The 19,853-nt window shown below is 40.2% G+C and carries 14 protein-coding genes; 13 read left to right on the top strand and 1 reads right to left on the bottom strand.

Going from position 1 to position 19,853, the window contains the following annotated elements; translation table 11 throughout:
* The first annotated feature begins 80 nt into the window (after positions 1-80).
* The 11 genes from WA1_RS26330 (at position 81) to WA1_RS26380 (ending at position 13,767) form a co-directional block, all read left to right on the top strand.
* Positions 81-1,265 carry a glycosyltransferase family 4 protein gene (locus tag WA1_RS26330; RefSeq protein ID WP_081403146.1) on the top strand — a complete coding sequence of 395 codons (1,185 nt, stop codon included), beginning with the start codon at positions 81-83 and terminating at the stop codon, positions 1,263-1,265.
* 42 nt (positions 1,266-1,307) lie between these two features.
* A complete protein-coding gene (locus WA1_RS26335) occupies positions 1,308-3,641 on the top strand; it encodes a WD40/YVTN/BNR-like repeat-containing protein (RefSeq protein ID WP_017746886.1) in 2,334 nt (777 codons plus the stop codon).
* 66 nt (positions 3,642-3,707) lie between these two features.
* Positions 3,708-5,114 (top strand): GumC family protein, encoded by a 1,407-nt coding sequence (locus WA1_RS26340; protein WP_017746885.1) that lies wholly within the window; start codon positions 3,708-3,710, stop codon positions 5,112-5,114.
* Positions 5,115-5,154: 40 nt separating this feature from the next.
* The gene (locus WA1_RS26345) at positions 5,155-6,411 is read left to right on the top strand and encodes an O-antigen ligase family protein (RefSeq protein ID WP_026135051.1); all 1,257 of its coding nucleotides are present in this window, start codon (positions 5,155-5,157) and stop codon (positions 6,409-6,411) included.
* Between the two features lie 166 nt (positions 6,412-6,577).
* The gene (locus WA1_RS26350; RefSeq protein ID WP_017746883.1) at positions 6,578-7,543 is read left to right on the top strand and encodes a glycosyltransferase family 2 protein; all 966 of its coding nucleotides are present in this window, start codon (positions 6,578-6,580) and stop codon (positions 7,541-7,543) included.
* A 75-nt stretch (positions 7,544-7,618) separates the two neighbouring features.
* Positions 7,619-8,671 (top strand): glycosyltransferase family 2 protein, encoded by a 1,053-nt coding sequence (locus WA1_RS26355; RefSeq protein ID WP_017746882.1) that lies wholly within the window; start codon positions 7,619-7,621, stop codon positions 8,669-8,671.
* A 98-nt stretch (positions 8,672-8,769) separates the two neighbouring features.
* Complete coding sequence (locus tag WA1_RS26360) at positions 8,770-10,041, top strand: lipopolysaccharide biosynthesis protein (RefSeq protein WP_017746881.1); 1,272 nt, start codon at positions 8,770-8,772, stop codon at positions 10,039-10,041.
* A gap of 127 nt (positions 10,042-10,168) precedes the next feature.
* Complete coding sequence (locus tag WA1_RS26365; protein WP_201789120.1) at positions 10,169-11,113, top strand: glycosyltransferase family 2 protein; 945 nt, start codon at positions 10,169-10,171, stop codon at positions 11,111-11,113.
* 142 nt (positions 11,114-11,255) lie between these two features.
* Positions 11,256-12,242 carry a glycosyltransferase family 2 protein gene (locus tag WA1_RS26370; RefSeq protein ID WP_017746879.1) on the top strand — a complete coding sequence of 329 codons (987 nt, stop codon included), beginning with the start codon at positions 11,256-11,258 and terminating at the stop codon, positions 12,240-12,242.
* Between the two features lie 905 nt (positions 12,243-13,147).
* Positions 13,148-13,363, top strand: coding sequence for a helix-turn-helix domain-containing protein (locus WA1_RS26375; protein WP_017746878.1), 216 nt, complete (start codon positions 13,148-13,150; stop codon positions 13,361-13,363).
* Positions 13,364-13,365: 2 nt separating this feature from the next.
* The gene (locus WA1_RS26380; protein WP_017746877.1) at positions 13,366-13,767 is read left to right on the top strand and encodes a hypothetical protein; all 402 of its coding nucleotides are present in this window, start codon (positions 13,366-13,368) and stop codon (positions 13,765-13,767) included.
* A gap of 99 nt (positions 13,768-13,866) precedes the next feature.
* On the opposite strand, the gene WA1_RS26385 is transcribed toward WA1_RS26380, so the two are convergent.
* Entirely contained in the window at positions 13,867-14,541 is a 675-nt protein-coding gene (locus WA1_RS26385) for a formylglycine-generating enzyme family protein (RefSeq protein WP_017746876.1), read from the bottom strand.
* Between the two features lie 289 nt (positions 14,542-14,830).
* Here WA1_RS26385 and WA1_RS26390 point away from each other — a divergent pair, with 289 nt between their 5' ends.
* Together WA1_RS26390 and WA1_RS26395 are read left to right on the top strand one after the other, a co-directional pair.
* A complete protein-coding gene (locus WA1_RS26390; protein ID WP_051077101.1) occupies positions 14,831-19,015 on the top strand; it encodes a type I polyketide synthase in 4,185 nt (1,394 codons plus the stop codon).
* Between the two features lie 52 nt (positions 19,016-19,067).
* A complete protein-coding gene (locus WA1_RS26395; protein ID WP_026135049.1) occupies positions 19,068-19,772 on the top strand; it encodes a Rossmann-fold NAD(P)-binding domain-containing protein in 705 nt (234 codons plus the stop codon).
* Positions 19,773-19,853 lie beyond the last annotated feature (81 nt).

Below are 19,853 nucleotides of genomic sequence, written 5' to 3' on the forward strand. Positions count from 1 at the left end.
AAAATTGCTGCATTGAGAGGCAGATAGGCACTTTATCTTCACGTACACCTAACAAATAATTTGGAGCAATACAAATGAGTTTGAAAATTGCTGTTATTGGGGCAAAAGGACTGCCTCCCAAGCAGGGCGGTATCGAGCATTATTGTGCAGAAATTTATCCTCGCATGGTGGCACGAGGCAATGATGTCGATTTATTTGCTCGGTGTTCTTATACTGAGAGTGGTTGGGCTGAACGTTACGAATTTCAAGGTGTGAGAGTTATCCCTCTACCTGGTTTGCAAATGAGAGGAATCGATGCCTTTGTGACATCGGCATTAGGAGCGATCGCAACTTCGGGAAAAAAATACGATATTGTACATTTCCACGCTCTCGGTCCATCTTTATTTACCTTTTTACCCAAACTGGTTACCCCGGCAAAAGTTGTTGTCACCTGTCAGGGCTTGGATTGGCAACGTGCAAAATGGGGCAAATTTTCGACTCGGATGATTCAAATGGGAGAGAAAGCAGCCGTTCGGTTTGCTGATGGGCTGGTAGTAGTTTCTGATGCACTTCAAAATTATTTCTTACAAACTTACGATCGGGAAACAGTTTACATTCCCAACGGTCCTGCAACCTACGGTGAATCTGATCCAAAATTTACCTATGGCACTTCGCTGGGTTTAGAGCCAGAACGTTATATCTTATTTTTAGGCAGAATTGTACCGGAAAAACGTCCCGATCTACTTGTTGAAGCTTTTAGTCGCCTAAAACCTGCGGGATGGAAACTGGTATTAGCTGGAGGCGTGAGCGATACCAAAATATTCACTTCCCAAGTTCTGGAAAAGATTTCCAAGAATCACAATATGGTATTTGCAGGAGAACTTCAAGGTTCTCGACTATGGGAAATTGTCCGTGGAGCGGGTTTATTTGTTCTTCCTTCAGATTTGGAAGGATTACCTCTAGCTATGTTAGAAGCAATGCAGCAAGGAGTACCTGTAGTAGCCAGTGATATACCACCTCACCAGCAATTGATTGGTGAAGATCGGGGAATGTTGTTTGAAGCAGGAAATGTAGATTCTTGTATTCGTTCCCTAGACTGGGCGATTCATCATCATGACAAGATAAAGCTCATGGGTAACAAAGCACAAAAGTACGTGCAACAAAACTATAGCTGGGAACGGATTACAACCGAGAACCTCAAACTTTATGAAACTCTTTCTGGCTTACCTGGTGGATACTTAAGCGAGAAAAACAAGAGTTTCCAGTTAAAACCAGCGAATACCTAGTGGTGTACGCAGATGTCGGTCATTAACTCAAGCATTTCACTGATGAAAGAAAGACAGCGTACATTATCTTTGAAAAGGTTGCTTTTACTGCTTCAAGCAGCCAAGATAACGGATGGGCAAGGTTTTTACGGAAAATCGAAAACACAAACTGTATACTGGCTTTGCTTGTTTTTTACTGCTCAAATTTTCATATTATTATCAGTGATTTTTCTGAGAACAATAGTAGTGAAGAGTGCTAGTTTTGATAGTAAGACGAGATTGCAAATTCTTAAACCAAAGGTGACTTCTGAGTGGAAAAACGTTGCTATAGGAGGAGGAGGTTATGTCACTGATATCTATCTCCACCCCCAGGAATCAAGTTTGGTTTATATCAGAACAGATAATGGAGGATTCTTTCGGTGGAATCTCAAGGAAGAAAGCTGGATACCTCTGACAGACCATCTAACTTCTTTGGACATTAATTATTCTGGTGGAGAAGCATTAGCTGTCGATCCTAAAAATCCAAATGTTGTGTACATAGCTGCGGGTAAATATTTAGGGTCTCCAGGTGCAATCTTTAAGTCTCAAGATCGGGGTAAGACTTGGATAAAGTCAAATTTGCAAATACCAATGGGGGGTGATCTCAATAAGCGATGGACGGGGAATAGATTGGTTGTTAGTCCAAGGGATTCCAATATCTTGTTATTTGGTTCCCGACAAAACGGTTTGTGGCGATCTAACGATGGTGGAACAAATTGGTTTCAAGTGAAGAGTTTACCCGCAAAACCTGACCCCAAAATTGGAATTTTAGCGATCGCTTTCGATCCAAAAGTACCCAATCAGGCTTACTTAAGCGCTTACGGAGATGGGGTATACCAATCCCAAGATGGGGGAATGAACTGGAGCAAAATACCTGGTAGCCCCGAAAAAGCTATGAAGTTAGCAGTCAGTTGCGATAAGCTCGGTACGGCTTGCGCCAAGGGCGATAAGCTGGGTACAGCTTGCGCTAAGAGCAAACGCACTTTGTATGTTACGAGTGCAAGTACTCCTGGTGTCAGCAAATTTGTCAATGGAGCATGGCGCGATATCACCCCACCTTGGCTTACCCATAAGGTTTTCAATGGTTTGAGCACTCATCCAAAAAACCCTCAAGAAGTATTGGTTGCTTTAGGGGAAACTGGTTCTGCCAAAATCTTTCATTCCCACAATGGAGGAAACTCCTGGACGGAAAAAAGAGCCAAGATTCACAATACAGTGTCTTGGTGGTCTGAAAAATTTTTTAGCGACCATACCTCAGCCATTGAGTTTAACCCCCAAACCCCAAATCAAGTTTGGTTAACTGATTGGTTTGGAGTGTGGCGCACGGAGAATATCAACACTGACCCCACCCTTTGGAAAAACTACACAAGAGGACACGAACAAGTTGTGACTTTCACTCTTGTTTCACCTCCTTCTGGGGCTTTGCTCTTAAGTGGGATTGCAGATGTAGAAGGGTTTTACCACAACTCTTTGTACGCTTATCCTAGAAAACGCCTTGAATATACTAAAGTAGGCTTTTTTCAAGAACACTTTCAAGATACTTACAGCATTGCTTACAGTGCTAATCAGCCAAAGTCTTTAGTCCGAGTAGGAGGCGATCGCTGGAACTCTAATTATGGTGGAGCGACTTCCAAAGATGGAGGCTTGACATGGCAGCAATTTCCTAAATTCCCGGCTAACACCATACCACTACGAGTCTCTAGCTCAGCAAACGATCCTAAAAACTTTGTAGTTGTTGTCAAAGAAGGGAAACCCTTGCAAACAAGAGATGGTGGGAAGTCTTGGCGAACAGTGTCTGGTTTACCAAATGGTTTCCCCGGACGTAAATTTCCCGGTCCTTGGATTTGGTCTCAACCCTTAACGGCTGATGGAGTCAAAGGAAATAGGTTTTACTACTACGCAGACGGTAAGTTTTACCGGAGTGATGATGGAGGTTTAACCTTTAGCCCCATTAATACCTCCTTACCAAAAGCAAATCATTTTTCAGTAAAAACTATGCCCCATGTTGAGGGAGAAGTTTGGGTTGGTTTAGACGAAAAAGGACTGTATCACTCTACAAATGGAGGTAAGACTTTTCACAAAATTCCTCAAGTTAAAAGAGCAAAACTGATCTCTTTAGGCAAAGCACCTCAAGATAGCTCTACCTCTGTTTTGTATCTTTACGGAACTGTAGCTAGCCAAACTGAAGGAATTTTCTCCTCTTTAGATAGGGGAAACAGTTGGAGAAGTATCGCGGAACCTTCTACCCCTGTTGGAGAACAAGTGAATGTTTTAGAAGCCAGTCAACAACAATTTGGTTTAGTTTTTATTGGTACTAGTGGTAGAGGAGTTTATTTCCGACAAGTTTCTCACAAATAGATTCTGTTCGTAGTAGCGCTTTAGCGCATACATCGCAATAAAAACAACTACAAACATCCCACTAGCATGACTAAGACTGTAACAATTCCTAACTTTCATACCCCTTTAATTTCCAAAAAAATATTAAGTTTAATATCTTTTTGGCTGCTCGCAAACGTAACGATATGGGGAGTGGCTTTACTATACTTAAAACAAAAATCTCCTAGCTATAAAAGCCAGTGGACTATCTCTTTACCTGCTGCTAAATCATCTACAAAAGTTTCTGTACCTGGAATTGGTGAAGCTTCTTCTTCCAGCGATTCTCCATTTGCAAGCCAGTCATCAGATCCCAGAGAAAACTACAAATTTATTGCTCAAACTGAAGAAGTTCTCACAGCAGCAGCTCGCGAACTCAAAATACCTCCTAAGAAGTTTGGAAAACCAAAGATTAAAATTTTAGATAATACAACTCTCATACAGTTTGAAATCGAAGGAGATAGTCCAGAAGAGGCTCAAAAAAAGGCAATTGTTCTTCAAAAGACTTTGGAAGACCAATTAGACGAATTGAGAAAAGTAGAAATAGCCAAACAAGACCAAAATTTGGAGGTTGTACTGGGTACAGCAGAGAAAAAATTGCAAGCAGCACAGCAACGCCTTGCTGAATATCAAACTCGTTCCCGTCTCAGTTCCAACGAACAGCTACAAGATCTATCTCAAAATATTGAAGCATTACGTCGCCAAAGAGCAGAAACTTTTGCTCAATTACGACTTGTCAGTGCTAGATTGAGACAACTTTCTGTAAGTTTAGGTTTATCGTCACAACAAGCAGTTGATGCTTTAACACTGCAATCCAATCAGGTATTTCAGCTTTACTTAACTGATTACGGCAAAGTCAGTGCAGAGTTAACTCATTTAAGTGCTAAATATTTAGTTTCTCACCCTGTAGTGATTACCAAGGAAGAAGAAAAAAACGCTGCTTTAACTGCACTGTTGCAGCAAGCAAAATCTTTGTTGGGACGCTCTGTTTCTTTATCATATCTACAACAATTAAATATTAGTGGTGGTGCTTCAGGAAACTCATCTGCACAAAGAGGGACGCTTTTCCAAGAATTAATTTCACTACAGACACAACAACAAGGACTGCAAGCCCAAGCTCAAGAGTTTGAAGAACAGATTAAGCAGCTCGAATCTAGACTAACAATACTCACTCAGCAAGCTTCAAAATTAGACAATTTGCAACGGAATACCAAAATAGCAGAAGCTGTTTTTTCTTCTACTTTAACAAGATTGGATGTCAGCAAATCTAATATTACGGCTTCCTATCCACAAACTGTAGTTTTATCAAAGCCCAATTTACCAGAAGACGCTAGCGGACCTAAAGATAAAATTGTGCTGCTAGGTACAGTTATAGGCTCTCTATTTTTAACAACGGGAACAATATCTCTAGGATTAATTGCTAACAAAAATCAACGCATTAAACCCAGAAAATTGTAAATCAAAATATCTATTTTTTTCATATAAAAAAGTCAAAAAAGTGAATCCCAACCCAATCAAGCCACAAAATTTACCTGAAGCTCTCATTTGGTACTACATTCTATTTACTTATCTTATATATTTACTGGGAGCGCAATTTTTAATAGCTCCAATTTTAGCTTCTTTTTTAGCCTTTTGCACATTTAAAAAATGGTGTCAACAAAATGAGAATACTCCCTTAGAGGAAAGAGTAGAAATTTCAACTATCGTATGGATTTGGTTAATTGCTGTATTCATTATTGAAGTAGCTTTGATTGTTGGACAATCCAATTTTGATTTGGGGATGGGACAAATTTTGAAATCCTCATTGAATTGGTATAGGACTTGGATGCTATTAGTTTTATTTCTAATCGCCGGTCATCTTAATATCAGACCACAACTAGTTTATCGCTCTATTTGTATACTTGGATTTCAAACCTTAATTATAGTTTTTGTTGCCAATATCGCTAATCTTTTACATTTGCCTGATTTCTACTATCTTTCTCCATTAAAAATTTTTGGAGGTGTGCGAACTAGCTATGAAGTTTACTTATTTTATATTTTTGATGATGGTGAAAGACGCATGCAATTATTTGCTCCTTGGCCTCCTGCTTTAGGTATGATTGGTAATCTATATTTTTTTATTGCCTTACAAGAAAACAATAAAAAGTGGCGATTGGCTGGTATGGCTGGTAGCATCGCTATGATTGTTGTATCTGTATCTAGAGCAGGCTTTTTGTGCCTTCCCTTGGTTTTAGGTGTCAGGTGGTTATTAACAAATTTTCTACGTCCTTGGGTACAGTTAGCTACAGGTTGTGTGAGTACTGTAGCAACTATAGCTGCACCAACTTTAATAAATCTAATAACTACTTTTAAAGAAGATTTGAGTAAGGCTCGTGCTGGTTCTTCAAAAGTACGCGAAACTCTACAACGCATGGCAATAGAACTTTGGTGGAATGAAGCTCCTATTTGGGGACATGGTCGTTTGGAAGAATCCGGTCCAGCACTTGTAGGGAAAATGCCAATTGGTTCTCATCATACCTGGTTTGGAATTTTATATGCTCACGGATTGGTTGGGTGTATCGCCTTAGTCTTAGCTTTAATATCTAGTTTTGTTTACTTACTGATTCAGGTTAGAAATCACCATTTGGCTATGTTAGGACTGAGTATTCTTATAACTATGATTTTCTTTAGTTTTGGAGAAAATATTGATGGTTTTACGTATGTATATTGGCCGGCATTACTAATTTTAGGTATGGCTTATGGTAAAAGCTCATAATATGGCGTTTTATATAGCAGTGCTATTTGAGTTTTAAAAGTTTTCAACCGCAAAGACGCAAAGAGCGCAAAGAAAAGAGAGAGAAGAGAAATTTAAATTTTGTTTTGGATTGCTATTTTTTTTGAAAAAACTTAGTTAAAAAGAAAATGTTTGGAGATTTAAAAAAATGTGTAAAGTTTCTGTAGTTATTCCTGCTTATAATGCTATGCTTTATCTTGAAGAGACAATGGCAAGTGTTCTTAATCAAAGTTTTGATAATTTTGAAGTGATAGTTGTTAATGATGGAAGTTTAGATGAAACAGAATGTTGGGTTTCTCAAATTCAAGATTCTAGAGTCAAACTGATTTCACAAGAAAATCAGGGTTTAGCTGGAGCTAGAAATACAGGAATTCTATATGCAAAGGGTGAGTATATAGCATTTCTAGATGCAGATGATATTTGGGAACCAACAAAATTAGAAAAACAATCTCATATCCTTGATGAAAATCCAGAAGTTGGTTTAGTATATAATTGGGTGACTTACATCGACGAACAAAGTGAATTTACTGGAAAAACCTTTAAAAATCAGGTAGAGGGTGATGTTTGGAAACAGTTGACCGAACATAATATTGTGGAGTGCGGTAGTGTTGCAATGGTACGTCGCACCTGCTTTGAAGATTGTGGCGTGTTTGATAAGAATTTAGGGTCTTATGTAGAAGACTGGGATATGTGGTTGCGTATAGCTTCTAAATATCCTTTTAAGGTTGTAAAAGAGCCTTTAGTTTATTACCGTCAGCGATCGAACAGTGCTTCTAAAAATTGGGAAGCCATGGCAAAAAGTTTTCAAATGGTGATTGAAAAAGCCTTTGCTAATGCTCCGATTGAGTTACAGGCTTTAAAGAACAAGAGTTATGCAACATCTCACCTTTGTTTAGCTTGGAAACCACTACAAAGCCAGCACAAAGATTATAAAAAATCGATTTATTTTCTTAAACTAGCTTTAGCGTATTATCCTCAAATACGCTTTGGTAAAGAATATTGGCGATTGAGCATAGCAATAATCGTTATGCAATGGTTCGGACTTAATGGTTATCAGCGCTTCTTGAGCTTGTTTCATTTCTTACGCCGACAAACAGTCGCGATCGGACGTTAAGACTGGGTTTTTGGGATTTGATAAAAACTATCAACCAAAAATCGAATAAAAAAGAATAAAATAGGATAGAAAAATATGCCAGAAATCTCTGTAATTATACCTGCATACAATGCGGAACTTACTATTGGTGAAACGATAGATTCAGTTTTACAGCAAACATTCAAAGATTTTGAAATCATTGTCATTAATGATGGCTCTCAGGATAGGACTTTAGAAATTCTTCAGAGTATTCAAGACGATCGCTTGAAGGTTATTTCTTATGAAAATGGCGGATTGTGTGTGGCTCGCAATCGTGGTATTGCTCGTGCAAGTGGAAACTTTATTGCTTTTCTTGATGCGGATGATGTGTGGACGCCTGATAAGTTAGAACTACAATTAGCTGCTTTTGAAGAACATCCAGAAGCGGGAGTTGTCTATAGCTGGACTTATTTCATGTATGTCAATGAACAAAGAAAAGCTATCTCTTTTATCCCATCACCTCAACATTCTTGCACGGGTAACGTTTATAAAACGTTATTAGTTGATAATTTTATTCACAGTGGCTCTAATACTTTGATTCGCAAACAAGCGATCGACTCAGTAGGAGAGTTCGATCCAGCGTGTACGGGTTCTGCTGATTGGGATTATTGGCTAAGATTATCACTTCACTGGCATTTTATTGCCGTACCAAAGTATCAAGTGTTTTATCGTAAAGCTAGTGGCTCAATGTCAACAAAAGTAGAAGTCATGAGAAAAGAAGCTTTGATAGCTCTGGAAAAGGCTTATAAAACAGCACCACTAGAACTGCAATATCTTAAAACTTATACTCTAGCGAACCTTCACAAGTATTTTGCAGATATGTACTTGCATTACAGTTCAGATACCAAAGATATTCAGCGAGCTGGAGAAGATTTGTGGTCAGCAATTTATATGCGACCTCAAACTTTACTTGAGGAAAGAACACAAAAATTACTGATCAAGTTTTTGTTAAAACGTATCTTTCCAGTCAGAGTTGCTAGCTATTTTGTTCAATTAATGAAAAATCCTACTTATAGGAACGACCCAAGACTTGAACTTAGGACTTACGCACGCTCTACAAATTCTTGGCGCTCTTGGCGTCTTGGCGGTTCAATAAATCAAGGTTTCTAGCAATTTTTGCGTAAGTCCTGGAACTATCAAAAATCTCTTAAGCTGACATCTTGAAGTCTACTTAATCAAACTTAAAATGATGATGTCAAGAATATTAAATGCTGAGCAACAAATTAAAACTTAATAAATTCAAGCAGACGTTATCCAGCCAATATATTCGTAATGTTGGCTGGCTCGGAGGAGCAGAGTTAGCTAATCGTGTCTTCCGCTTGGCAACTACAGTCACTCTCGCTCGTACATTTAGCCCTCAAGAGTATGGTTTAGTCGCCGTTATCTATACTACTATTGAATTTGCGAGAGTTTTTACCTTAAGAGGCGGAATTGGGGGCAAAATTATTCAAGCAGATAGCCAAGATGTTAAAGCTATTTGCGATACAGCCTACTGGTTAAATTGGATTTTATGCGGAGCCGTTTTTATTTTTCAATGTCTCGCTGCTTTTCCAATTGCTTGGTTTTATGGAGATGACCGTCTCATTTTGCCCTTAAGTGCAGTAGCTTTGAATTACTTAATGCTACCGCTTTTTCTGATTCAGTCTGCTCTACTCGAACGAGAAAATCGATTGAAGATTTCAGCTGCGTGCAATGCTATTCAATCTTTAGTCAGTAATACGATCGCTGTGATTCTCGCTTTTTTAGGCATGGGAGTTTGGGCTATAGTCTTACCAATGATACTCTCAACTCCATTTGTAATTATTATTACTTGCAGAAATCACACTTGGAGACCACCAAAAAGTTTTAGTTTTAAGCAATGGCAAGAAATTACTCGTTTTGGTGGTCATTTAGTTGTCGTTGAATTATTGAACAAATTAAGGTCAAATATAGACTATTTGATTGTAGGAAAATTTTTAGGTATTGAAGCTTTGGGAGTTTATTATTTTGCTTTTAATGCTGGGTTGGGAATCACTATGAATGTGATGAACTCATTTTCTACTGCTTTATTTCCCTATCTTTGTGAGGTTCGTAATGATATCAATAAGTTAGAAGATCGGTTTTTAAATTCTTTGAAAAAAACTTGCACATTTGTTATTCCACTTGTTATATTACAGTCAAGTTTGGCACAATTTTATGTACCAATTGTATTTGGGGAAAAGTGGATCTCAGCAGTTCCTATTTTAGTTATTATCTGTCTTTCTGCTTTACCACTTCCCTTGAGCTACTCTGTTTATTATCTATTAAACGCCGTAGATAAAACTCGGATCAATCTCTACTACGCTTTAACGTACACAGTTGTCTTTGCGATGTGTGTGTTGGTGAGCGTGAACTGGGGAATATTTTGGGTAGCTATGTCGGTACTGATATGCCGAGTGCTCGCTTGCGTTTTTCAAATGTGGGCGATCGGATATGTATTTGCAAAGAAAAATTACCAGTAGTTTAATTTCCAACTAAATACCTGTCTTGGTAATTTTTAAACAGCCTCTTTAAATCGAGTTGTTCTTCTCAAGAAATAAACCAAAAGAACACAGCCAAAATTTTTTAATGTTTTTTCATGGAGCTATCATGTCAGAAGCACAAGTCACAATTGTTGTTGTCCCTCGCGAACGCTTTAGCTATACGCAGCAGTCACTAGAAAGTATATACGAGAATACTAACTGTCCCTTTAAGCTAGTTTATATTGATGGGAACTCACCGAATCACATCAAAGAATATCTTAAGAAACAAGCACAACAAAAGGGTTTTAAACTCATTCGTACCGAACATTTCTTGACTCCCAATAAAGCTCGTAATATCGGTCTTTCACATGTGGATACTAAATATGTCATATTAATTGACAATGATGTGTTAGTTAAGCCAGGTTGGGTAGAAGCATTAGTTCGATGTGCAGAGGAAACTGGGGCTTGGGTTGTGGGTCCTCTTTGTCTTGAAGGAAAAGACTTCAAAACCATTCACATGGTGGGCGGAACATCCATGTTCAAAGAGAAGGGGAACCGTCGTTGGTTAGTAGAGAAACGTCCTTTTATGAAATTACCGCTAGAAAAAGTAGCATCCAAACTACGGCGTCAAGCAACTGAGATTTTAGAGCTTCACTGTATATTTGCTCGGACAGAAACTTTTGAAAAGCTGGGTAAATTAGATGAAAAGTTAATGAGCATGGGAGAAGAAAGCGATTTTTGTATGACCGTTACCAATGCTGGAAAGCTAATTTACTTCGAGCCAGATTCTGTCATTTCCTACGTACCACCACCACCATTAGCTTGGTCAGATTTACCCTTCTACTTTGTTCGATGGAGTAAGGCTTGGTGTCAACAAAGCGTTAAACACTTCCAGGAGAAATGGAACTTAACTGATGACTCTCCTACACTCAAACACTATGAGGAGTTTGTAGACAGACACCGTTATATAGCTTACACAACATCTCGAAAGGACTTAGTTTATATCGCTAAACGGGCAATTCTCGGTCTTATTAATAGATTCATGAATTGGAGAGCATCTAGCGTTTCGTAAGAGAGATCTCTTAACAGAAAATGCAAGATACCCGACTTCTTGAAGAAGTCGGGTATCTGAGCAAACTTACCCATCAAAACTTATGAGATAGACTACTAATCGAACACCAAAAAAAATTCTGTTGTTGAATATTTTAAGAATTATGGCTACTATATCTGTTATTATCCCTGCTTACAATGCAGAACACACAATTCGTGAAACAATTGCTTCCGTACAAAATCAAACTTTTTCCGATTTTGAAATTATTGTTATTGATGACCAGTCACGCGATCGCACTTTAGAAGTACTGCACGCTATTCAAGATGAGCGACTCAAAGTATTCTCCTACGAAAATGGAGGAGCCTCAGTTGCACGCAATCGTGGAATTGATCATGCTACAGGAGAATTTATAGCCTTTCTTGATGCTGACGATTTATGGACTCCCAACAAGTTAGAGCGACAAATTGAAGCTTTACAAAAAAATCCTGAAGCAGGCGTTGCTTATAGCTGGACTTACTACTTCTTCAAAGATGAAAAATCTTCTTATATCGAAAAGTCGAATTGTTTTGAAGGTAATGTCTACGCTAATTTGCTTGTCACCAACTTTTTACATAATGGTTCTAATCCACTAGTTCGGCGAAAGGCAATAGATTCTGTTGGGTTGTTCGATCCTAACATTAGATCGGTTGAAGACTGGGACTATTGGCTGAGATTATCAGCTAAGTGGAACTTTGTTCTGGTACGCGAACCACAGATAATTTACCGCCAGCACTCCCAGTCAGTATCGGAAAACATTGAAGCAATGGAAAAAAATTGTCTGGCTTTAGTAGATAAATCTTTTCAAACAGCGCCACAAGAGCTTCAATTTCTTAAAACACGGACTTTAATTGTTATCTATCAATATTTAGCACAAAAGTATTTAAACCGTGCATCCCACAGTTATAAAGATGTAAATTTTGCCGGACAGAAACTTTGGGCAGCTATTTGCTTGCAACCCAAAATTCTGTTAGAACAGTATACTCAAAGTTTAATCCGAGGCTTTCTTAAAAAATGGATTTTTACACAATTACTCCCTTCTCGCCAGAAGATTACTTATGAAAAACCAATACCCGTGAATGAAATTGATTCAAATCGGGAAACCTTTGTTTAGCAAGGGATACAAGTTTTAAGTTCAGACGGTAATGATTAACCCACAGAACCCAATATTACTCGGATAAGCAGAAATTAGAACCCCAATAAATCAGTGCGAAACAGGGGTTCAAGATAGACCCCCATGGGCGATCGCCTCCGGTACGCTTCGTGATCGCTCACCACTAAGTGTGAAAATTCCTCTTCCCTATCCCCTAACCCACCCCCAACGCCTCTCCCAGTTTAGGGAGTTGGGGGTGACAAATGTCAGGAGCGCAAAATAAGGACTGTACGTTCGCTCATTTTTGAAGGGTGAGAGGAATTAATGCCTGACAGGGTAAGGAAAAACCTCATAAGGAATGAGATTGTGCTGATACCGTGTAATACGTGGTAAAGGGTAGAGGGGAGTAACGGTGTAATACATGGAAAAAGAAAATGAGAGGTTCCGTGTATTACATGGTGTATGAGAACAAAAAAGCCTTACACTGAACAATAAACTCGTACCCTAAACAATAAAGTCCTACACTGAAACCCTACTAAAAAAGACACTGCTCCGCTGCCTTTGGGTATCCGAAAGAGCGATAAGCCGCAAACTTAACGGCTTACGTCGTATCGCTTCTTTTAAAGTATTAAAGAGCAGCTATTGAGGTCGGCAAACTTTGAGATACTAAGACCGTAAGGCTCTCAATACTGCAAGGGCTGAGAAAATTGTCGCGTGAGACAGGCACCTTTGTGCAGGGGAGGAAAAAACGGCTTAACCGACGAGTATTGGTAAGGCTCTAAAAACTCCTCCTTAGGATTAACTAATCGACTATGTCAGTAATCGACTATCAAAGTATTCGATGTAAGTTGTATAATTACATAATAAATGCTAATATTCGACTAGTCGAGTATTCTGCTACTATTTGATATGTCAATTTATTAGATATGAATAAGGTAATGTTTTGTAAATTAAAACAATACATGGATACGGAAGGGTTAAATATAGCTCAACTATCTAGAGAGATAGGTGTTACAGAAAATGCTATACGCGGTTATGTTAAAAACTCTTTTAGCCGTATTGATTGTCAAGTCGCTATGAAAATATGCGATTACTTTCAAGTAAATGTAGGTGAAATGTTTGTCATTAAGGAAAATATATAACAATGACTAACGCTAACAACGGTAACAACAATAACAGCCAAGAAATTTACGCCATATTAGCCGAACTAGCTAGAAGACAATTACAGACAGAAAATAATTTACAACGCACTCAAGAACAAATCGAACGCACCCAACTGCAAATAGACGCTACTCAACAGCAGTTAAGCGCTACTCAATATGAAGTAGAATCGCTGACAAACGACGTTACCCGCATATTGGGACGTAGCGCTATTTTAGATGACGTACTGTTAGAAATGCGTAATAGTAACCAAGCTATGCAAGCTAATTTTGAGCGTCATATAGAAAATTATGAAGAGCATAAACGAACTACTAACGCGGCATTAAATAGCCTTGAAGCTATCAATATTAGGCTTATTCAAATCATTACAGGCGACCAAAACTAATAAGGAGGAAAATTAAAAACTAGTGCCTATAACAGAACAACTAAAAACCTTTTTTCGTATCTGCATTCACCTTAGAGAAACTATCAATTTTTGCAAGGTTTAGTGCAATTCGTAGTAGGATTCGCGTCCTAAATGCTGTACGTATGTTTCCACCAAGTTTTGAAGAGTATCGGGAAGCCCGATATTAATCCAGTCATCAACTGAACCCAAAAAACAGTATCTTTGCAGCTCGAAAAGTCCAAAAGAATTAGCAACTTGAAAGTATCCAACTTCTGTTGTTTCTTCACGGTAGAAGCCTTTGGGACCTCTGCCATAGTAACCGGGGCGGAAAATTCCATTAATGAATCTACCCGTCCCATCATAATTTGCTAAATCTGTTGTGATAGTTGCACCAAAGTGAAATGGTGTGGTTGTTCCTCCACAGCAAGCATACTCCCATTCTGCTTCAGTTGGTAATCGATAGGGTTTACCAGTTTTGTTGGTTAATCTGGCACAAAACTCATTCGCATCTTCCCAAAATGCACACTCAATTGGTCGATTTACTCCTTTAAAGTTGGCTATGTCAGATTCTAGATCGATATTAATTTTCGGTAAGTTAGTAACAGCTATCCATTGAGCTTGAGTCACTGGAAATTTACTGATAAGGAAGGATGAAATCGTAACGCGGTGCTTTGATCCCTCTGTTTCTATCCACTCCGGTTCTCCCTGAGGTGAACCCATGAAGAAAGTATCGCCGGGAATCAAAACCATTTCTAAAGCAATTTCATTCCCCACAACAACAAAATCTCCTATTTTGCCGAAAGATTATCTCTGTCCGATCGCTTTCAGAATTCCTAGACTAGTAATTGAAGTCAATGAACAAGCAACCAACTGAAGTGAGAAGTGTCAACTTACCTCACCTGTAAAGGGATGAGGTATGAAGAGATCGCGACATTGAAAAGAACTTTGATCGGGTGTTCAATAACGACTCATTGCCACATATATTGACTGCATCTTTTAGATAAAGTTCCACTTGATAATTGTAATGCAATCAAAACCATAAGTAAACTAGGAGTATATAAAAATGGATCGAAATATTTCCCAAGAACAACCTCAGACTGAGAAGCCATCCTCTTATCAACGACAACAAGTCCCCATTGCGATCGTTGGAATGTCTTGCTTCTTTCCCAAAGCTAAAAATTTGCAGGAATATTGGAATAATATTGTTGGTAAAGTAGATTGTATCACCGATGTACCCCCTTCCCGTTGGGACATAAAAGACTACTACGATCCAGACCCCAAAGCTCCTGATAAAACCTACTGCAAGCGGGGTGGCTTCCTTCCGGACATCGAATTTAATCCAATGGAGTTTGGATTGCCTCCCAGTATACTCGAAGCAACTGATATCGCCCAGTTACTCTCGCTGATCGTTGCAAAAGCAGCAATGGAGGATGCGGGTTACGGTGAATCTCGCAATTTTAGTCGAGAACGCACTGGAGTTGTCCTAGGTATCGTCGGAGGATGCATGCAATTGATTGTTCCTCTGACGACACGATTGCAATATCCTGTTTGGGAAAAAGTTCTGAGTAGCAGTGGTCTATCGGAAGAAGATACGCAAAAAATTATTGAGAAAATGAAACTGGCGTATGTGGGCTGGGAAGAAAATTCTTTTCCAGGTTGGCTGGCTAATGTGGTTGCTGGACGTATTGCTAACCGCTTGGATTTGGGAGGAATGAACTGTGTTGTGGACGCCGCTTGCGCCAGTTCGCTGGTATCTATCAAAATGGCGATGAGCGAGTTGATTGAGGGTCGCAGCGACATGATGATCGCAGGTGGGGTTGAAGCTGATGCTTCTGCTTTCAACTATATGTGTTTTAGCAAAACGCCTGCTTCATCTAAAAAAGAGTTTTTGAATCCCTTTGATGTCACATCAGATGGCATGATGATTGGTGAAGGGATCGGGATGTTAGTGCTCAAACGTCTTGAGGATGCTGAACGGGATGGCGATCGCATTTATGCTGTCATCAAAGGCGTAGGTACTGGTAGTGACGGTCGATACAAGAGTATTTATGCTCCTCGTCCGGAAGGACAAGTCAGAACTTTGCGTCGCGCCTATGAAGATGCAGACATTTCCCCGACAAGTGTTGGTCTGCTCGAAGCTCACGGTACGGGAACCCCAGCCGGTGATTTGTGTGAAGTCACTGCTCTCAAAGAAGTTTTCAGCGAAAACAACCCCAATCAACAGCACATTGCGCTTGGGAGTGTTAAATCCCAGATAGGACACACTAAAGCAGCCGCCGGAGCCGCAAGTTTAATCAAAGCTGCTCTTGCTCTACATCACAAGATTCTACCACCAACTCTAAATGTCACCCAACCCAATCCCAAGTTTAAGCTTGAGGAATCTCCATTTTACCTCAACACAGAATCTAGACCTTGGTTCCAAACAGAACCAGGGACACCAAGACGTGCGGCGGTGAGTTCATTTGGTTTTGGTGGGACAAATTACCACGTGGTTTTAGAAGAGCATACTAGCGAACATCAAGATGCTTACCGCCTACACTCTGTTCCTCAGTCAATCCTACTTTGGGCTGAAAGTCCAGAACAGTTGTTAGAAAAGTGCGAAACCGTCTACTCGCAGCTAAAATCCGATCGGAGCGATCGCTATTACACCGAACTTCTTAACTCTTGTAAATCCGTCGCTCCCGTCGCCTCAGCCAGAGTGGGTTTTGTTGCAACATCACAGGATGAAGCAGGTGAATTGCTACAAACAGCGATTCATCAGCTGAAAAAACAACTGCACTCCGCGTCTTGGGAACATCCTCGTGGTGTCTACTACCGCAAAACGGGTTTATCCCTCCAAGGAAAAGTCGTAGCTCTCTTTCCCGGACAGGGTTCCCAATACTTAAATATGGGGCTGAAATTAGCAAATAACTTTCCCGTCCTGCGCCAAGTTTACAACTCTTTGGACAATCTTTTCATTCAAGATGGTTTGCAACCCCTCACTCAAGTCGTGTTCCCCAACCCTACATTTGACAGCGATCGCAAAGCCAGTGACATTCAAAAGTTGCAGCAAACAGAAAATGCTCAACCAGCCATTGGTGCGTTAAGTGCGGGTCTATACAAAATCTTAAAGCAAGCGGGATTCCAACCAGACTTCGTTGCGGGACATAGCTTTGGAGAACTAACGGCTCTTTGGGCTGCTGAGATTTTAAGTGATGCAGATTACTGTTACCTTGTTAAAGCTAGAGGTCAAGCAATGAGTAGCCCACACAATGGTGCTGATTGCGATGCAGGAACTATGCTAGCTGTCAACGGGGATGTTCAGTCTATCTTAAATATCATCAAACCCCTGTCCCATCTCAGTATTGCCAACTATAATTCTCCAAATCAGGTCGTGCTTTCTGGAGCCAAACCAGAAATCGCAGTCATACAACAAATTCTAACCAAACGCGGGTTTTCTGTCACGCCACTCCCCGTATCAGCAGCATTCCATTCCCGGTTTGTCAATCATGCGAGCAAACCATTTTCTAAGGCTATTGAATCCGTCACCTTCAACAGCCCTAAAATCCGAGTGTATTCCAACACCACAGGAGAAGCTTATGCAAGCGATTCGGAAACAATTAAAACAACACTAGAAGCTCATCTTCTCAAATCGGTTCGGTTTACACAAGAAATTGAAAATCTTTACGCTGCGGGTGGTTACTGCTTTGTAGAAATCGGTCCCAGACAAATTCTGACCAATTTTGTTAAGAGTATTCTTGGCGATCGCCCTCATCTTGCTATAGCCTTAAATCCCAGTCGAGAAAAAGACAGCGACCTACAATTGCGACAAGCAATGATGCAGTTGCGCGTAGCTGGATTACCTTTACAAGATTTAGACCCCTATCAAATTGAGCCTTCTACCGTTGGAACTGCTAAAAGCAGCCCATTAAACATAGTCCTTAGTGGAAGTAATTATGTTAGTGAAAAAACAAAAACAGCATTTGAGCAAGCTTTGCAGGATGGTCATAAGATTGGAGCGCCTGTTGCTCATCCCGAAATGATTCCTGTCGCTGCAAATCTCAACACAGAAGAGATCATTTCTTGGGAAATACCCGAAGCCACTCCTTCAGCAACAAAAATAAATGCAGAGATAATTTCCTCAGAAATATCCGAAATCGACCATGCTGAATGTGTAGCTATAACTATCAATAAAGATGTGATGTCCTGGGAGTTACCCGAAGCTACAGATTCCGACACAGACGCAATACTCACTCAAACTATTGCTACAACATCTCAGTACGCCTTCGCGGATACTCCCAACTCAACAAATTTTCAAACCATTGTTCCTATAATCGAGACAAACAATATGTTGCAACCTATGACTCAACCTTCTTCTAATCTGCAAGGTACAAACGGTACTGTAGAGAAAATCCTGCTTCATTTTTACAGTCATCAATCAGACGTGCTGCGGGTACACGAACAATATCTTCAGAGCCATGCAGAATCTTCTCGCTCGTTTTTCCAGTTGATGCAACAATACAATCAACCTCAATTAACCAGTCACAACAACTCCCATTGGGTAGAGTTTGCACCAGAGGTAACACCAACTAACGCTCCTCAAGCTAACCTAGTTGCTAACGAAGTCTCCAAAACAGATGCTCACTCAGCTGTGACTCAAACAATTGAGCAAGACAACAAACCCCAGACAAGCGATAAGCTGGGTACAGCTTGCGCCAAGGGCGATAAGCCGGGTACGGCTTGCGCTAAGAGCGATAAGCTGGGTACAGCTTGCGCCAAGGGCGATCGCACTTTGGCTTTTACCGCACCAGTTGCTCAACCACAGGCTACCCCAGTCAAGACATCAGACACTCTACTGACACAGCCAGATAGAGAACCAAAGTCTCCTTCCACAACAGTTGCAGCACCTGTTGAGTACATTCCTACCCCGGTTCCACAAACCAGTCCATCTCCTCAAGTCGAGACCTTAACCCCATCATCAGTAGAGTCTGGCGATGACCCTTCCGTCACCCAAGCCCTCTTAGAAACAATTAGTAACAAGACAGGCTATCCAACAGAAATGTTAGAGATGGAAATGGACTTAGAAGCAGATTTGGGTATTGACTCCATCAAACGAGTAGAAATTATCGGTGCAATGCAGAACCAATTCCCCAACTTACCCCGGTTAAGTCCAGATGAATTGGGAGAACATCTCACCATCGGTAAGATTGGAAGTTATCTAAGCAAAAAGCTCGCAGAGGCTAAAAAAAAATGCCTCAGTCACGCCTGACAGTCAGCAGTCTCTAGTAAACCATAACATTCGGCGCTGTCTGGTCAAACTTATGCCTTTATCGACACCTGATTTTTGGGAATTTACTCTACCTGAGTCTCGTACTTGCTTGCTCACTGATGACGGTTCCTCTACTACCAGTCAGTTAGCTCAGATGTTAACTAAACGAGGTTGGCAAGTCGTTGTTTTAAGTTTTCCTCAGAACATTATAACAACCCGTCAACCTCTGGGTCAAGGAGGCGATCGCATCGAGCTTAACGATCTAAGCGAAGAGCACTTGCAACAGCAACTGACAATTATCTCTAATACTTACGGTTCCATAGGCTCTTTCATCCATCTACACCCTGTAAGTCAACAGTTGCAAACAGATAAGGTCGTTTATTCCAAATCAGAAAAGTCCATTCTCAAGCATGTGTTTCTTTTAGCCAAACACCTGAAGCGATCGCTTAACAGCGCAGCACAAACAGGACGGAGTAGTTTTTTAACAGTTGCTCGTCTTGATGGTGAGTTTGGACTCGGAGCAAGAATGGACTTCAGCGCTCTGAGTGGTGGTTTGTTCGGTCTGACAAAAACTCTCAATCTAGAGTGGGAAGAGGTATTTTGCAGAGCTATTGACCTGAGTCCTGAATTAAATGCGGAAGCAATGGTAGATTGCATCTTTAGTGAAATGCACGATCCTAATTCTCTGATCTTGGAAGTTGGGTACAACTTACGAGGAAGAGTGACTCTAGCGCGTGAAATAGCATCAGTCGCTTAGTTTTTACGGGGTTAACTTTGATAGATTCTACGATGGGTTAAAATTGGGTTTCTTGTTGAATAAAGAAACTCACCATCTAAA

This window comes from Scytonema hofmannii PCC 7110, from assembly GCF_000346485.2.
Taxonomy (GTDB): Bacteria; Cyanobacteriota; Cyanobacteriia; order Cyanobacteriales; family Nostocaceae; genus Scytonema; species Scytonema hofmannii.

What these genes read in the sequence shown, in the direction of transcription:
- WA1_RS26370 (WP_017746879.1), top strand. Translation starts at nt 11,256, where the DNA reads ATGGCTACTATATCTGTTATTATCCCTGCTTACAATGCAGAACACACA.
- WA1_RS26365 (WP_201789120.1), top strand. Translation starts at nt 10,169, where the DNA reads ATGTCAGAAGCACAAGTCACAATTGTTGTTGTCCCTCGCGAACGCTTT.
- WA1_RS26390 (WP_051077101.1), top strand. Translation starts at nt 14,831, where the DNA reads ATGGATCGAAATATTTCCCAAGAACAACCTCAGACTGAGAAGCCATCC.
- WA1_RS26360 (WP_017746881.1), top strand. Translation starts at nt 8,770, where the DNA reads ATGCTGAGCAACAAATTAAAACTTAATAAATTCAAGCAGACGTTATCC.
- WA1_RS26350 (WP_017746883.1), top strand. Translation starts at nt 6,578, where the DNA reads ATGTGTAAAGTTTCTGTAGTTATTCCTGCTTATAATGCTATGCTTTAT.
- WA1_RS26355 (WP_017746882.1), top strand. Translation starts at nt 7,619, where the DNA reads ATGCCAGAAATCTCTGTAATTATACCTGCATACAATGCGGAACTTACT.
- WA1_RS26375 (WP_017746878.1), top strand. Translation starts at nt 13,148, where the DNA reads ATGAATAAGGTAATGTTTTGTAAATTAAAACAATACATGGATACGGAA.
- WA1_RS26340 (WP_017746885.1), top strand. Translation starts at nt 3,708, where the DNA reads ATGACTAAGACTGTAACAATTCCTAACTTTCATACCCCTTTAATTTCC.
- WA1_RS26380 (WP_017746877.1), top strand. Translation starts at nt 13,366, where the DNA reads ATGACTAACGCTAACAACGGTAACAACAATAACAGCCAAGAAATTTAC.
- WA1_RS26335 (WP_017746886.1), top strand. Translation starts at nt 1,308, where the DNA reads ATGAAAGAAAGACAGCGTACATTATCTTTGAAAAGGTTGCTTTTACTG.
- WA1_RS26395 (WP_026135049.1), top strand. Translation starts at nt 19,068, where the DNA reads ATGCCTTTATCGACACCTGATTTTTGGGAATTTACTCTACCTGAGTCT.